General features: G+C 32.7%; 12 protein-coding genes. 7 read left to right on the forward strand and 5 right to left on the reverse strand.

All coding sequences use genetic code 11. From position 1 onward, the window contains the following. Positions 1-14 precede the first annotated feature (14 nt). The 4 genes from BT107_RS08710 (at position 15) to clpX (ending at position 3955) form a co-directional block, all read left to right on the forward strand. Positions 15-365, forward strand: a complete 351-nt coding sequence (locus BT107_RS08710) for a phage holin family protein (protein WP_072303400.1) — start codon at positions 15-17, stop codon at positions 363-365. A gap of 98 nt (positions 366-463) precedes the next feature. Then, a complete protein-coding gene (tig, locus tag BT107_RS08715; RefSeq protein ID WP_072303401.1) occupies positions 464-1792 on the forward strand; it encodes a trigger factor in 1329 nt (442 codons plus the stop codon). Between the two features lie 204 nt (positions 1793-1996). Continuing rightward, positions 1997-2674 carry an ATP-dependent Clp endopeptidase proteolytic subunit ClpP gene (clpP, locus tag BT107_RS08720; protein ID WP_072303402.1) on the forward strand — a complete coding sequence of 226 codons (678 nt, stop codon included), beginning with the start codon at positions 1997-1999 and terminating at the stop codon, positions 2672-2674. 45 nt (positions 2675-2719) lie between these two features. Continuing rightward, the gene (gene clpX, locus BT107_RS08725; protein WP_072303403.1) at positions 2720-3955 is read left to right on the forward strand and encodes an ATP-dependent Clp protease ATP-binding subunit ClpX; all 1236 of its coding nucleotides are present in this window, start codon (positions 2720-2722) and stop codon (positions 3953-3955) included. A gap of 48 nt (positions 3956-4003) precedes the next feature. Here clpX and BT107_RS08730 read toward each other — a convergent pair whose 3' ends face one another. Continuing rightward, positions 4004-4594, reverse strand: a complete 591-nt coding sequence (locus BT107_RS08730) for an alpha/beta fold hydrolase (protein ID WP_072303404.1) — start codon at positions 4592-4594, stop codon at positions 4004-4006. A 70-nt stretch (positions 4595-4664) separates the two neighbouring features. Further along, on the reverse strand, positions 4665-6179 hold the full coding sequence (locus BT107_RS08735) for a GH3 auxin-responsive promoter family protein (RefSeq protein ID WP_072303405.1): 1515 nt from the start codon (positions 6177-6179) through the stop codon (positions 4665-4667). 83 nt (positions 6180-6262) lie between these two features. On the opposite strand from BT107_RS08735, the gene BT107_RS08740 reads away from it, so the two are divergent. Continuing rightward, positions 6263-7057 carry a DUF2797 domain-containing protein gene (locus BT107_RS08740; RefSeq protein ID WP_072303406.1) on the forward strand — a complete coding sequence of 265 codons (795 nt, stop codon included), beginning with the start codon at positions 6263-6265 and terminating at the stop codon, positions 7055-7057. Here the strand turns inward: BT107_RS08740 and BT107_RS08745 are convergent. Both BT107_RS08745 and BT107_RS08750 read right to left on the reverse strand, forming a co-directional pair. Continuing rightward, complete coding sequence (locus BT107_RS08745) at positions 7050-9788, reverse strand: AsmA-like C-terminal region-containing protein (protein WP_072303407.1); 2739 nt, start codon at positions 9786-9788, stop codon at positions 7050-7052. The genes BT107_RS08740 and BT107_RS08745 overlap by 8 nt on opposite strands. Positions 9789-9907: 119 nt before the next feature. Further along, positions 9908-10618 (reverse strand): queuosine precursor transporter, encoded by a 711-nt coding sequence (locus BT107_RS08750; protein WP_072303788.1) that lies wholly within the window; start codon positions 10616-10618, stop codon positions 9908-9910. Between the two features lie 131 nt (positions 10619-10749). Here BT107_RS08750 and folK point away from each other — a divergent pair, with 131 nt between their 5' ends. Further along, complete coding sequence (gene folK, locus BT107_RS08755; protein ID WP_072303408.1) at positions 10750-11895, forward strand: 2-amino-4-hydroxy-6-hydroxymethyldihydropteridine diphosphokinase; 1146 nt, start codon at positions 10750-10752, stop codon at positions 11893-11895. Between the two features lie 166 nt (positions 11896-12061). Here the strand turns inward: folK and BT107_RS08760 are convergent, their stop codons facing one another. Beyond that, positions 12062-12595 carry an RNA methyltransferase gene (locus BT107_RS08760; protein ID WP_072303409.1) on the reverse strand — a complete coding sequence of 178 codons (534 nt, stop codon included), beginning with the start codon at positions 12593-12595 and terminating at the stop codon, positions 12062-12064. Positions 12596-12753: 158 nt separating this feature from the next. Between BT107_RS08760 and mutS the strand changes: the two genes are divergently transcribed. Next, on the forward strand, positions 12754-15330 hold the full coding sequence (gene mutS / locus BT107_RS08765) for a DNA mismatch repair protein MutS (RefSeq protein ID WP_072303789.1): 2577 nt from the start codon (positions 12754-12756) through the stop codon (positions 15328-15330). The last annotated feature ends 34 nt before the right edge of the window (positions 15331-15364 follow it).

The following is a 15364-nucleotide window of genomic DNA, read 5'->3' on the forward strand; positions in this document are numbered from 1 at the left end:
TAAACAAATACGCTATGAAAACTATTTTACGCATACTATTAAGTGCAATTGCTGTAGTAGTACTTTCTAAAGTTTTACCTGGCATTGGTGTAGACAGCTACACAACTGCTATTATAGTAGCTGTTGTATTAAGCTTGTTAAACTTTTTTATAAAACCACTATTAGTTATACTTACACTACCAGTAACCATAGTAACTTTAGGGTTGTTTTTACTTGTAGTAAACGCTTGTATTATAAAATTAGCAGGCTATTTTGTTTCTGGCTTTACAGTAGATAGTTGGTTGTGGGCCATAGTATTTAGCTTATTATTATCGCTATTACAATCCATATTATTTTCTATCTTAAAAAGCGACAAAGAAAAATAACATACCCATTTGTATTACAACAATTTAAAAACTTGTAGAGGTAATTAAAATGTACTATTTTTGCAGCCCATTTTATTTAAGTAAAATCAGATTCAAAAATGAATATTACAAAAGAGCAGATTGATGCATTAAATGCAGTTGTAAAAGTTGCTATTACTAAAGAGGACTACCAAGATAAGGTACAAGCAATTCTTGAGGATTATAGAAAGCAAGCAAACATACCAGGTTTTAGAAAAGGACACGTACCAATGGGTCTTATTAAAAAACAATACGGTAAGGCTGTTTTAGTAGATGAAGTAAATAAACTTATACAAGACAACCTAAACAAATACCTAACTGAAGAAAAGTTAGATGTTCTTGGTAACCCTTTACCAAAACAACAAGACGACTTTAATTGGGATGCAGAAAACCTAGACTTTGAATTTGAATTAGGTTTAGCTCCAGAATTTGAAGCTCCAATAAAGACTAAAAAAGCAATTACGCAGTACAAAATAGTTGCAGACAAAAAGATGATAGACGAACAAGTAGATCGTATTGGTAAACAATATGGTAAACTTATCTCTAAAACAGAAGTGTCTAAAAAAGATGAAGTAACTGGTACCTTCTCTAACGAAGCTGAAGAAATAGACAACAAAACAACTATAGAATTAAGCAACCTTAAAGCTAAAAAAGCAACTGATGCTTTAGTTGGCAAAAAAGTTGGCGATGTAGTTACATTAAAAACTAAAGGTCTTTTTAAAGAAGATTACCAATTATCTAGTGCATTAGGTTTAGCTGCTGATAAATCTGCAGATTTAGACACAGAAGTTACTTTCACTATTGAAGAAATTAATGAGCGTGAGCCTGCAGAAATGAACCAAGAGTTGTTTGACAAGTTGTTTGGTGAAGAAAAAATTTCTACCGTAAAAGAACTTAGAGACAAAATTAAAGAAGATACAGAAAAACAATTTGAACAACAATCTGATCAGAAGTTGTTAAATGACATTACTGAGAACTTTATTGAAAACACAAAGTTTGAATTACCTACTGAATTCTTAAAAAAATGGATTCAAGTAACAGGTGAAAAGCCATTAACAGAAGAAGAAGCTAGCGCTGAATTTGAAAAATCTGAAAAAGGCTTACGTTACCAATTAATTGAAGGTAAAATTATACAAGAAAACAATCTTCAAGTAAATTTTGATGAATTAAAAGACTTTGCAAAAGGTTTTATTAAATCTCAAATGGCACAATACGGTCAATTAAACCCTGCAGAAGAAGAATTAGATAACATCGCTGCTAGAATTATGTCTAACCAAGACGAAGTTAAAAGATTATCTGAGCAGTTAATGAGCCAAAAATTACTTTCGTTATACAAAGAGAAAGCAAACCTTAAAGAAAAGGAACTTTCTTATGACGAATTTATCAAAGAAGTTTACGGAAAAGAATAAATTTTATTACCAAGCACTGTTAAAAAAATGCCAGTGTATATAAGGTAAAACAAAAAATTCCGTTAAATTTAGTATCAAACCATAGCTTTAAGTTTTAAAAGCAATTTAGACTATAGGTCGTCACTAAAAAAAATAAGTATATTTACGGTGCCGAAAGTAAAAATTTTCGGCACCTTTTTTATTTAAAAATACCAAATACTACATATGGACTACGGAAAAGAATTTAAAAACTACGCCATAAAGGACCAAGGGATTAACAGCATGTACTACGATAAAATCTTAAGTACAATGTACCCAAGCAATATGACTCCTAACATTATCGAAGAAAGACAACTAAATGCAATTGCAATGGATGTTTTCTCTAGATTAATGATGGACAGAATTATATTTTTAGGAACAGGTATTAACGACCAAGTTGCTAACATAGTACAAGCACAATTATTGTTTTTAGAAAGTGCAGACGCCTCTAAAGACATTCAAATATACATTAACTCTCCTGGTGGTAGCGTTTATGCCGGCTTAGGTATATACGACACTATGCAATTTATAAAACCAGACGTAGCAACTATTTGTACTGGTATGGCTGCATCTATGGGAGCTGTATTACTTTGTGCTGGCGCAGAAGGTAAACGTAGTGGATTAACTCACTCTCGTGTTATGATACACCAACCATTAGGTGGCGCTCAAGGACAAGCTAGCGATATAGAAATTACCGCTAGAGAAATATTAAAATTAAAAGACGAGTTATATAATATTATTGCAACACATTCTGGCCAACCTTTTGACAAAGTTAGCAACGATAGTGACAGAGATTACTGGATGAAAGCTGACGAAGCCAAAAAATATGGCATGATAGACGAAATATTAGTTAGGGAAAAGTAATATAACCGACTAATAACAAACCTATTAAAGAGAAGATGTAGACTTATGGCAAAGGAAAATTTAGAATGTTCTTTTTGTAAAAGAACCAAAGCAGAAACAAATATATTAATTGCTGGTGAAGGTGCGCATATTTGCGACAGATGTATAGAGCAAGCTTACGGCATTGTTATAGAAGACACTAAGCAATCTAAAACAGATAGTTTATCTGCAGAATTGGTTCTTAAAAAACCTATGGATATAAAAGCGTTTTTAGACACTTTTATTATAGGTCAAGAACGTACAAAAAAAGTAATGTCTGTAGCAGTATATAACCACTACAAAAGATTATTACAGCCTTCTAGCACAGAAGACGATGTAGAAATACAGAAGAGTAATATTATAATGGCTGGTCAAACCGGTACCGGAAAAACATTAATGGCTAAAACAATTGCCAAAATGCTTAACGTACCATTAGCTATTGTAGATGCTACCGTTTTAACAGAAGCTGGTTATGTTGGTGAAGATGTAGAAAGTTTATTAACTCGTTTATTACAAGCCGCAGATTACAACTTAGAAAAAGCTGAACGCGGTATTGTTTTTATAGATGAGATTGATAAAATTGCTCGCAAGAGCGATAACCCATCTATAACAAGGGATGTTTCTGGAGAAGGTGTGCAACAAGGTCTACTTAAACTATTAGAAGGTACCGTAGTTAACGTACCACCAAAAGGTGGACGTAAGCATCCAGATCAAAAATTTATAGAGGTAAACACAGAAAACATATTATTTATTGCCGGTGGTGCTTTTGATGGTATTGAACGTATTATTACAAAACGTTTAAATATGCAGGCAGTTGGGTACAGCGCATCTAAGTTAGATGACAACGTAGACAACTCTAATATTTTACAGTATATAATTCCAAAGGATTTAAAAGAATTTGGTTTAATTCCTGAAATTATTGGACGTTTACCTGTTTTAACGCATATGAATCCGTTAGACGAAAAAACACTACGCGCTATACTTACAGAGCCTAAAAATGCTATTATTAAACAGTATGAAAAGCTTTTTGGTATGGATAATATTAAATTTACCATAACAGACGAAGCTTTAGATTACATTGTTAAAAAAGCAATAGATTACAAATTAGGAGCTAGAGGTTTACGTTCTTTATGCGAAGCTATCTTTACAGACGCTATGTTTGAGCTACCTAGTAGTGAAGACAAAGAGTTTAAAGTAACAAAAGAGTATGCAGAACAAAAACTGTCTTACGAAACAGTTAAAAAACTAAAAGCCGTTTCATAACAAAACGGCTTTTACAATTACTATATTAAAAATATCCTGAAGTTTTCTTTAGGATATTTTTTTTGCTAAAACTTTAATTTTAGCTTCTGTTTTTTCTTCAACAGGCTTAGTCATCACCTTATCTAAAAGATCCAGACACACTTTCTGTATCACTTGTGAGTCAGAATACATTTCATGACCAAAGTTCTCTACAATCTCTAGATTTACACCAATAGTCTCAGACCATTTAGTAGAAGGCTTATACAAATCTTTACTTCCAAAAAGCATTTTCACCTCTCCATCTGCACGCTCTACTTCTTTTCTTAATCTAGTAGCAGACACTGTATACAAAGATTTCATTGGCAAACCCTTTAAATTTGCTTTCCAAGCAATTGTACCACCCATACTAAAAGCCAAGTAATGCGCTGGCTTAGTTTCTTTTTTTACCAATTGAGAAACAGCAGTATCTATACCACCATCTACAAAGGCTGTGTGAATGTTTTTTTCTGACTGCACTAACAGATCTACATCTGCCAATTGCTGAATATCGTAATACTCAATATTGTAATATTGCTGTAGGTAGCCCAAATAAGAAGTAATCCACATTCCCCTCTTGGCCCCCCACATATCTGACAAAACAACTAGTCTTTCTGAATTCATATTTTTATAGTTTTATATACTGGTTAGGTTTATATCAACAATATGAAGCTTAACCACCAAAAAAACGAATTTATTTGTTCATTAGAAGCAATTCATCGATATAGTCCCTTTTATTAGATAATCTTGGGATCTTATGTTGCCCCCCTAATTTACTTCTAACTTTTAACCAATCATAAAAAAGGTCTTGCCTGGCAATGTGCACATTAGGCATATTTAATGTAATATTATTGTATCGCTTTGCTTCATAATCTGAATTTAAAGATTTTAAAGCATTATCTAATAACTCCGTAAAATGTGCAATATCCTCCGGCTCTTTTCTAAACTCAATTATCCACTCGTGCGCACCTTTTTCTCTCCCTACCATAAAAATAGGCGCAACAGTATAGTCTTTAATTTGAGCTGCAGTTTTTATACAAACCTTTCTTAATGCTTCTTCAGCATTCTCTATAATTAACTCCTCACCAAACACATTAATATGGTGTTTGGTTCTACCTGTAATCTTAATTCTATACGGACTTACCGAAGTAAACCTAACTGTATCTCCTATTTTGTAACGCCACAAACCTGCATTGGTTGTAATAATAATCGCGTAGTTTTTATGTAACTCCACATCCCACAGCGCAACTACTTTCTGGTTTAAAGTCCCATATGCATCCATCGGAATAAACTCATAGAAAATACCATAATCTAACATTAACAACAAATCATCTGCATTGTTCCTGTCTTGTATAGCAAAGAACCCTTCAGAGGCATTGTAAATTTCGTAATAGTTAAACTTTTTTCTAGGCAACAAGGCTTTGTATTGTTCTTTATACGGACTAAAACTAACTCCGCCATGAAAATACACCTCTAGATTTTCCCAAACCTCAAACAAATGTGCTTTCCCAGTTTGCTCTAGCATATTATTAAGCAGCACCAACATCCAAGATGGTACACCAGCCAAGCTTGTTACATTTTCTAACTTACTTTCATTAATAATAGCATCTAATTTGGTTTCCCATTCACTCATTAATGACACCTTATTACTTGGCGTACTACTCATTTCTGCCCAAAAAGGCATATTATCAATTAAAATAGCAGATAAATCTCCGAAAAAGCTACCATTATCTTCATACAAATCTTTACTACCTCCTAAACGCAAACTCTTACCTGTAAACAATTGTGAGTTTTCATTATTATTTAAATACAGACACAATAAATCTTTACCAGACTTGTAATGACAATCTTCTAAAGCCTCTGTACTAACAGGGATAAATTTACTTTTTGCATTGGTAGTACCACTACTCTTAGCAAACCACTTTATACTTGTTGGCCAAAAGATGTTCTGCTCTCCTTTTCTAGTTCGCTCTATAAAAGGCTCTACTTCTTCATAGGAAACAATAGGTAATCGTTCTGCAAATTCTTTATAATTTGTAATAGATGCAAAGTCGTATTTTCTACCAACTTCTGTATCCTTAGCTATAGTTAACAGCTTAAACATTACCTCTTCTTGGACCTCAGCAGGGTATTTTAAAAAAAGTTCTATTTGGTGATACCGCTTTTTAAGCAACCAAGAAGCTATAGAATTAACAAAAGGTATTGACATTTTTAGGTATCTTTATCCTGAAAAATTTCAGAGGTTATTTTGATAAAAGTAGCCTTTACTTATTTAATATTCAAATAGATTTTATGCAGTACCAAGGTGTTTTACAAAAAATGCAAACAGAAAACGGAAACCCTATACAATATTATTTAGTTTTTGAAAATGATTTTTTAAATGTGAATCAGATTTTAAACAAAACCGTAGAGATTAACTTTATAAAACACCAGTGTCTTAACTGCAAGCTAGACAAGCCTATATACCGTCAAGGATTTTGTAAATCTTGCTTTTTTGAGATTCCAACTGCAGGAGATTGGATTATGAGGCCAGAGCTAAGCACCGCACATTTAGACCAAGAAGATCGCGATTTAGCTTATGAAAAAAAAGTGCAATTACAACCACATATTGTTTACCTAGCCAATTCTAGCAATGTAAAAGTTGGAGTTACCAGAAAAACACAAGTACCCACTAGATGGATAGACCAAGGTGCTCACGAAGCTATAGAAATTGTAGAAGTACCTAACCGTTATTTAGCAGGTATTACAGAAGTAGCTCTAAAAGACTATGTGGGCGATAAAACCAACTGGCGCAAAATGCTAACCAATACTGTAGATGACGAAAATCTTATAGAGTGGCGCAACAAACTAAAACAATACATACCAGAAGAGGCTATTTCTTATTTTATTGAAGACAACCAGGAAACTCACTTAGAATTTCCGGTAATGCAATATCCAGAAAAAGTAAAAAGCCTTAATCTGGATAAAACACCTAATTATAAAGGTACACTTAAAGGCATTAAAGGCCAGTACCTAATTTTTGAGGACAATACCGTTTTTAACATTAGAAGCAACGAAGGCTACTACGTAAGCCTTACTATTACTTAGTAGTATCTTTTTCTGTTTCTTTTTTCTTTTTACCAAACAAGCCACCTAAAATAGCTTTAGCAGCATCTTTTTGTTCTTCTTTTTTAGTTTTAGCAGTAGAGTCTTGCTTTACTGCTGTGGTATCTTTTTTACCAAACAAGCCACCAACTACATCTTTAACAACAGAAGCCTTATCATCCTTTGCAGTTAAAGAATCTGTTTTAGATTTATTTTTATTTAACAAATCGCTAATAACACTTGTTGCCTTATCCTTGCCTTTTGCAATTAGTTTTTGCTTTTCTATCTCTACCAATTGACTAGTTAAGTTTTTAACACCACTAGTTAAATCGGTCTTTACTTCTGGGCTTGTAAAATTACCACCAATATTTGCTGTAACAGGTATTGTTAAGTTCTCTAACTGCTTATCATCTATTTTAGCAATAAGCTTATTAATATCTCCTCCCAAGTACTTTGCTGGCACCTCAACAGTTGCGTTGTAAGCCAACTTACTATCAAACGTATGGCTACCAGAAACATTCATTACAACATCTCCGTAGTTTAGCTTAAATGGCTTTACACTTACTTTTCCGTTATCAAAAGACAATGCAGTTTTTAAACCGTTTAAGTTTAATTTTTCTGGTTTTAAGAAACTAAGCTTATCACCAATTGCAGACATAAACTTTTCTTCTTTAGGATTTAATTCTGTAGATAGTAATTCTGCCAAAACTTTACCAGAAATGGTAGCTAAGTCTGGTGTAAAATCATCTTTTAAATTACCAGCTATAGAAATATCAGAATTTAAATTACCTCTAACAATTTTAGCAATTGGCGCTAAAACCTCTAACATCTCTAGCCCTTTAAGTGCCTGACCAATATTAAACTGGTTCATCCCTAAATTCATAGCAAATGTTGCTGCTTCATTCTTAGTAGACACTTCACCATTAAAAGACATTTTACCACCAAATAAAGCAGTTGTCATATCAGATAAAGTTGCTGTCTCATCTTTAATACGCAAAGTACCTTTTACATCTTTAAGCGTTAAATTATCATACAACACTGTATTTGCATTAGCAGTAATTGTTGCATCTAAAAACGACGGTATTTTTAACTTCTCTTCTGCAGCAACAGGTTTTGATTCCGTTTTCTCTGTTGATGTTGATTCCGTTTCAACTTCATCAACCATAAAATCGTTTAAAGCAAACGTATTAGAGTTTAATGCAAAATCTCCTTTTACTTTTTCATCTTTAAACATAAAACCTAACAAATTGGTAATTGTTCCTTTAGCTGAAAAATCTGTTTTACCAGTTTTTCCTTGAAATTCATTTAAAGAAACCGTTTTAGGATTAAAAGTTAAAGAGGTTGTTGTTATCTGTACTGGATTTTTTAATTCATCTGAATTATACTCAAAATCTTTTAAGTTTAACGTACCGCTTGTGGCCGTATTTTGGTATTGCTCTTTTTCTATTGAAGCCATGTCAAAAGAAGTAGAAACATCTGCATTTAACAAGCCTTTTAAATTTAAATCTGCAGGCACAGGATATGCCTTAGAAATATTTGCTAAGTTCATTTTACCAGTTAAATGCGCTTTTACTTTAGTATTACCCATTAAGTCGGTAATTTTAGAAGTAAGACTAAACTGATCTTGATCTATTGCAAAAGCTAATTTTTTAATATCTACTGTAGTATCCTCTACCAAACCAGTAGTATTATCTATACCAGCATTTATAAATATGTTTGTAACCGACTTTGGCAAGTCTGGATATTTAAAAGAAGCGTTATCTGAGTTTAGTTTTACAGAAAACTTAGGAATATGTGTTTCATCTACAATACCGTCTAACTTACCTTCTACTGTAAATTTTCCGGTAGTCTTTACATTATCTATACTTTTAGAATACTCTTCTGGCACAAGAGCCAAAAAGTTTTTAAATTCACTAGACAAAGTTTTAAAGTTGATGTGCACCTCTTGGTTATCATCATTTAACTTTACAAAACCATCAAAGACAAGTGGTAACTTATTAATTAAAGCTTCGTTCTTTAAAAAAGAAAATTTACTTTCTTTTAAGTCTATCCCAATTAAAGCATCTAAACCAACACTATTTCTATTTAAGTAATTAGTGCCGCCCATACCAAAAGATACAAGTGCAGTTGTTTTAGTATCTAACTCAGATTTTTCTAAAGATAAATCTCCAGTACCAGAATGTTGCAAATCTGTTAACGCCAATGCCATACCAGAAGTCTGGTCTACATAAACAATGCTAGAATTTGTAATTTTATAAGACTCCATAGCTAAGTTAAAGCTACTTCCCTCTTCTTCTGCCGCAGCTGTTTCTACAGGTGCATTTGGGTCTTTCTTTGCAATATCGTAATTAGCAATACTATCTTTATTCACCATTATAGTAAGCTTAGCACCATCTACAGCTAAACTTTTAACACCAATAGCCTCAGACGGATCTTTAAAAAGCTCAGTAATTGCCATATCTAATGCAATTTCTTTAGAAGCAAAAAGTGTATCGCCAGCAAAAGGCGCTTTATTTATTAAAACTAAATCGTTTATAGTAACCTTTGCATTAGGAAAACTAGAGAACAAACTAAGATCTGCACTGGCAAAATCTAAAGTAGCTTCAATATTATTATTTACCTTACTTTTAATAATCCCCTCTATTTTTCCTTGTAAAAAGAACGGTGCCGCAATTAATAACACTACTATTAGCAATACAACAACACCAATAATTTTTAAAATTTTCTTTTTCATATAGAACTATTTTATTCGATTTTATTAATTAATTCAACCTCTTTTTATCACCACACAAATTGTGTAATTTTTAATTGTATTAAATATCTTATATTTAAAACAGTATAAGGTCGTTTTTATTATGATTCTAACGTAATTTCTTGGTTTAATTTTAAGTTAAATCGTTTACGCATAATATATACGAGTAAATACAAGAAAGGGGTGTCTAGAAATGCTATAATTATCTTAAAAATAAACCCACTAATTAACAAACCCGTGAATTTATCCCAACCAATTTCTCCAAAAGAACATAAAAGCAATAGAACAGTACAGGTATCTACAAACTGAGAAAAGAAAGTAGAAAAATTATTACGCAACCACAAATGCTTTCCTTTTGTTAATTTTTTCCAGAAATGATACACTTGTATATCTATAAACTGTGCAAACAAGTACGCCAACATAGATGCAGTAACTGCTAAAATTGTGTTTCCAAAAACATCATTAAACATTGTATTACTTACCGGAGACCAACCTGTAGCATTAGATGCTGAAGCTAGCCAAACTATTAGCAATGAAAAGAACGAAGCAAATATACCCGCCACAACAATTTGGTTGGCACTTTTTTTACCATAGATTTCAGAAATTAAATCTGTTAACAAAAAAGTTACAGGATAAGGCAACACACCTACAGAGATCTCAAACAGAGTTGCTCCAAAAATGGTTACATCTCCAAAAGGTTGCCAAATAAAAAATTTCTGAAAAATAAGATTAGAAACCACCAAGGAAGTAATAAACAAAGCACCTAGATATAAATATATTTTAAAGGCTAATTTTTTATCTGTTTTATTCATATTTGCACTAGGGTATCCCAATTAATATTCAATTTACAAAGATATTAAGTAAACCTTTTAATGCCTTTACAAAAAAGATATTTAATTTTAAGATAGCGCCTTAAAAACTATTTTATTTACTTTGTTTTTAAATGAAGAAGAACTTTACAACTGCATACCTATCCATAGGCAGTAATTTAGGTGATAAGATAACAAATTTGCAAGATGCCATTTTTCTATTAGCAGAAAAAGCTGGCAGTATTGCGGGTATCTCTAAAGTATATAAAAGTGAATCTTGGGGTTTTGAATCCGAAGATTTTTTAAACGCTTGTGTTGCTATACATACAACCAACAATGCTTTTGAACTTTTAGATATTATTTTAAAGATTGAAACAGAATTAGGAAGACTACGTACAAATGAAGAAGGCTACCAAGCCAGAACTATAGATATAGACATTATTTACTTTGGTAAAGATGTAATTAACACAAACACTTTAGTATTGCCACACCCAAACTTACAGTTTAGAAGTTTTGTACTAAGGCCTTTAGCAGATGTTGCTCCGCAGTTTTACCACCCAATACTCAATAAAGATTCTAGAAACTTGTTTCAGGAATGTAAAGACAAGGGCAAAGTAGAACGCACAGAAAGAAAACTCTATGCCAGCATAGAAGATTTATTCTCTAAAGCGCAATTCTTAGCTATAGAAGGTAACATTGGTGCTGGTAAAACTACTTTAGCTAATAAAATATCTGAAGACTACAACGCCAAATTAGTTGTAGAACGTTTTGCAGATAACCCGTTTTTACCAAAGTTTTACGAAGATCAGGCTAGATATGCCTTTTCTTTAGAAATGTCTTTTTTAGCAGATCGTTACCAACAATATTCAGATGACACCTCGCAGCTAGATTTATTTAAGTCTTTTATGGTTAGTGATTATGATATTTTTAAATCGCTCATATTTGCTAAAGTAACCTTACAACAAGACGAATTTAAATTGTACCGTAAGCTGTTCGATTTAATGTATAAAGAAGTTAAAAAACCAGACGTTTTTGTTTACTTATACCAAAACACAGAGCGCCTATTAGCCAACATTAAAAAACGCGGACGTGACTATGAACAGGATATTCAGACAGATTATCTAGAGAAAATTAACAAAGGTTATTTAGATTTCATAAAAAGTTATCCGCAACAAAACACCTTTATTATAGACGTTAGCGACCTTGACTTTGTAGCCAATGAAGCTGACTACAAGTACATTATACATCAAATACAAGGTTATATTTCTAGAAATTTATAAAAAAACGCAACTATTAAATTAACAGTTATTTCACATTTTATTTGCAATATTGAAAACGTTTTCTTTAATTGCATATCTCTTATGAGAGAAACTAACTAACTCAAACTATATAATTGGCCCAACGTTGTTGGGCCTTTTTTTATATCTAAAGCTAAAGATTACTATCTTATTTCTGATTTAGTTTAGACCACAAATCCCAAACTACAACACCTGCACTTACAGATATATTTAAAGAGTGTTTTGTACCATATTGTGGAATTTCTAAAACCACATCACTAGCTGTAACCACATCTTGGGCAACACCTTTAACTTCGTTTCCAAAAATTAATGCGTACTTTTTATTAGCCTGCACTTTAAAATCGTTTAAAAAAGCAGCATTTTCTGCTTGCTCTACAGCTAAAACAGTATAACCATCTTGTTGTAATTGCTGTACCAACGGCAATGTTTCTTCTACATATTGCCAGGCAACACTATCTGTAGCTCCTAAAGCCGTTTTTTGTATGTCTTTATGTGGTGGTTGCGCAGTAATACCACACAAGTATATTTTTTCAATTAAAAAAGCATCAGAAGTTCTAAAAACAGAACCAATATTATTTAGACTTCTTATATTATCTAAAACAATAACAATAGGCGTTTTTGGGGCTCCTTTAAACTCTTCGATATTCAATCTTTCTAACTCGTCGTTCTTTAATTTTCGCATTCTTATCTGTATCTAAGTAAACTTATCCACAAATATCAACAAAGGTTTTGTAACCAAAGAGAAAAACTTAAATTCGTTTACATTTTTTAAGCTAACAATTAGATTTTTTCAATTTGTCAAAAACAAGTAAACCTAAGGAGAAAAAGGTAACGCCTTTAATGAAGCAATACAACACTATTAAGACAAAGTACCCAGATGCTATGTTACTTTTTAGGGTTGGAGATTTTTACGAAACCTTTGGAGAAGATGCCATAAAAGCATCAAAAATTCTTGGTATTATTTGTACACACAGAAACAATGGCGGCGAAAAAATAGAATTAGCAGGGTTTCCGCATCATTCTTTAAACACCTATTTGCCAAAATTGGTAAAAGCAGGACAGCGTGTTGCTATTTGCGACCAGTTAGAAGATCCTAAACAAACAAAGACAATTGTAAAAAGAGGTGTTACAGAATTAGTAACTCCTGGCGTTGCTTTAAATGATGATATTTTATCTGCCAAAACAAATAACTTTTTATGTGCAGTACATTTTGGACGTAAAAAAATTGGTGTATCATTTTTAGATATTTCTACCGGAGAATTTTTAACTTCGGAAGGAACAGAAGAACAAATTGATAAACTATTACAAAACTTTGCACCTAATGAAGTTTTAGTTTCTAAAAATCATAAAAAAGATTTCTTAAAGGTTTTTGGCACTCAGTTTCACACCTTCTTTACTGAAGATTGGATTTTTCAAGAAGACTACGCACAAGAAACCTTAACCAAACATTTTAACACTGCTACTTTAAAAGGTTTTGGTGTTGCCCATTTAGAACAAGGTATTATGGCATCTGGTGCTGTTTTACATTATTTATCTGAGACACAACACCACAAACTACAACACATAAACACATTACAACGTATTGCAGAAGAGGAATATATTTGGATGGATAGGTTTACCATTAAAAACCTAGAATTATACCACTCTTACAACCCAAATGCGGTTACACTTTTAGATGTTATAGACAAAACTATATCACCAATGGGTGGTCGTATGCTAAAACGTTGGTTGGCATTACCGCTAAAAAATGTAGATAAAATTACAAGAAGGCACCAGGTAATATCTTATTTGCAAAAAAATGAGACTACACTACATAAATTGCAACAGTCTATAAAACAAATGGGAGATTTAGAGCGATTAATCTCTAAGGTTGCCACTGCTAAAATATCACCCAAAGAAGTAGTACAACTAAAAAATTCTTTAGAAGCTATAGTACCGGTTAAACAATTAACTAGTACTAGCAAAAACGAAGCTGTAAAACTTATAGGAGACCAATTGCACGGTTGTGATATGCTACGCGCTAAAATTAAAGAAATGATTAGCGATGATGCACCTGTAAATATGCTTAAAGGCGAAACTATAGCAAAAGGATACTCTACCGAGTTAGACGAGCTACGTGGTTTAGCTTTTTCTGGTAAAGATTACCTAAACAAAATGTTAGAAAGAGAAACCGAGCGTACCGGAATTTCCTCTTTAAAAATAGCTAGCAATAATGTTTTTGGATATTATATAGAAGTACGTAACACACACAAAGACAAGGTGCCAGAAGAGTGGATACGTAAACAAACCCTAGTAAACGCAGAACGCTATATTACTGAAGAATTAAAAGAATACGAAAGTAAAATTTTAGGTGCAGAAGAGCGTATACAAACATTAGAACTACAATTATTTACAAAGCTCGTAGTTTGGATGCAAGAATATATTGCTCCCGTACAACACAACGCACAGTTAATTGCACAATTAGATTGCCTATGTGGTTTTACGCAATTGGCAACGGAAAACAATTACACCTCTCCCGTAATAGACAATTCTACAGATTTAGAAATTGTAAACGGAAGACACCCAGTTATAGAAAAGCAATTACCCGTTGGTGAAGCATATATTGCTAACGATGTTACCCTAAATAGAGAAGAACAACAAATTATAATGATTACAGGGCCAAATATGAGTGGTAAATCTGCCATATTACGCCAAACAGCATTAATTGTACTCTTAGCACAAATGGGTAGTTTTGTGCCTGCAGAAGCCGCTAAAATTGGTTACGTAGACAAAATATTTACTAGAGTTGGTGCAAGTGATAACATCTCTATGGGAGAATCTACCTTTATGGTAGAGATGAACGAGACTGCCTCTATACTTAACAACTTGTCTGACCGTAGTTTGGTATTACTAGATGAAATTGGCCGTGGTACAAGTACCTATGATGGTATTTCTATAGCTTGGGCAATATCTGAGTATTTACACCAACACCCAACACAGGCTAAAACTTTATTTGCTACGCACTACCACGAGTTAAATGAGATGACAGCAACTTTTAGCCGCATAAAGAACTACAACGTATCTGTAAAAGAACTAAAAGACAATGTGCTCTTTTTACGTAAACTTACTCCTGGCGGTAGCGAGCATAGTTTTGGTATACACGTAGCAAAAATGGCAGGTATGCCACAGCAAGTAATCTCCAAAGCAAATAAAATACTTAAAAAATTAGAGAAATCGCACTCTAGTGAAGAGCTTACCACAAAACTAACAGATGCCCAAAACGAAATGCAATTAAGCTTTTTTAATATGGACGATCCGTTATTAATAGAACTAAAAGAAGAGATAATAGACCTAGACATAAACACGCTAACACCCGTAGAGGCACTAATGAAGCTTAATGAAATAAAAAGATTACTATCTGCACAAAAAAAAGAGTAGCCGTAAACTGCTCATTTTATGACAATTGAAACGA

It is taken from the genome of Cellulophaga fucicola (assembly GCF_900119145.1).
GTDB classification, from domain to species: Bacteria; Bacteroidota; Bacteroidia; order Flavobacteriales; family Flavobacteriaceae; genus Cellulophaga; species Cellulophaga fucicola.

Coding starts and splice junctions, on each gene's coding strand:
- BT107_RS08710 (WP_072303400.1), top strand. CDS start 15: ATGAAAACTATTTTACGCATACTATTAAGTGCAATTGCTGTAGTAGTA.
- tig (WP_072303401.1), top strand. CDS start 464: ATGAATATTACAAAAGAGCAGATTGATGCATTAAATGCAGTTGTAAAA.
- clpP (WP_072303402.1), top strand. CDS start 1,997: ATGGACTACGGAAAAGAATTTAAAAACTACGCCATAAAGGACCAAGGG.
- clpX (WP_072303403.1), top strand. CDS start 2,720: ATGGCAAAGGAAAATTTAGAATGTTCTTTTTGTAAAAGAACCAAAGCA.
- BT107_RS08730 (WP_072303404.1), bottom strand. CDS start 4,594: ATGAATTCAGAAAGACTAGTTGTTTTGTCAGATATGTGGGGGGCCAAG.
- BT107_RS08735 (WP_072303405.1), bottom strand. CDS start 6,179: ATGTCAATACCTTTTGTTAATTCTATAGCTTCTTGGTTGCTTAAAAAG.
- BT107_RS08740 (WP_072303406.1), top strand. CDS start 6,263: ATGCAGTACCAAGGTGTTTTACAAAAAATGCAAACAGAAAACGGAAAC.
- BT107_RS08745 (WP_072303407.1), bottom strand. CDS start 9,788: ATGAAAAAGAAAATTTTAAAAATTATTGGTGTTGTTGTATTGCTAATA.
- BT107_RS08750 (WP_072303788.1), bottom strand. CDS start 10,618: ATGAATAAAACAGATAAAAAATTAGCCTTTAAAATATATTTATATCTA.
- folK (WP_072303408.1), top strand. CDS start 10,750: ATGAAGAAGAACTTTACAACTGCATACCTATCCATAGGCAGTAATTTA.
- BT107_RS08760 (WP_072303409.1), bottom strand. CDS start 12,595: ATGCGAAAATTAAAGAACGACGAGTTAGAAAGATTGAATATCGAAGAG.
- mutS (WP_072303789.1), top strand. CDS start 12,754: ATGAAGCAATACAACACTATTAAGACAAAGTACCCAGATGCTATGTTA.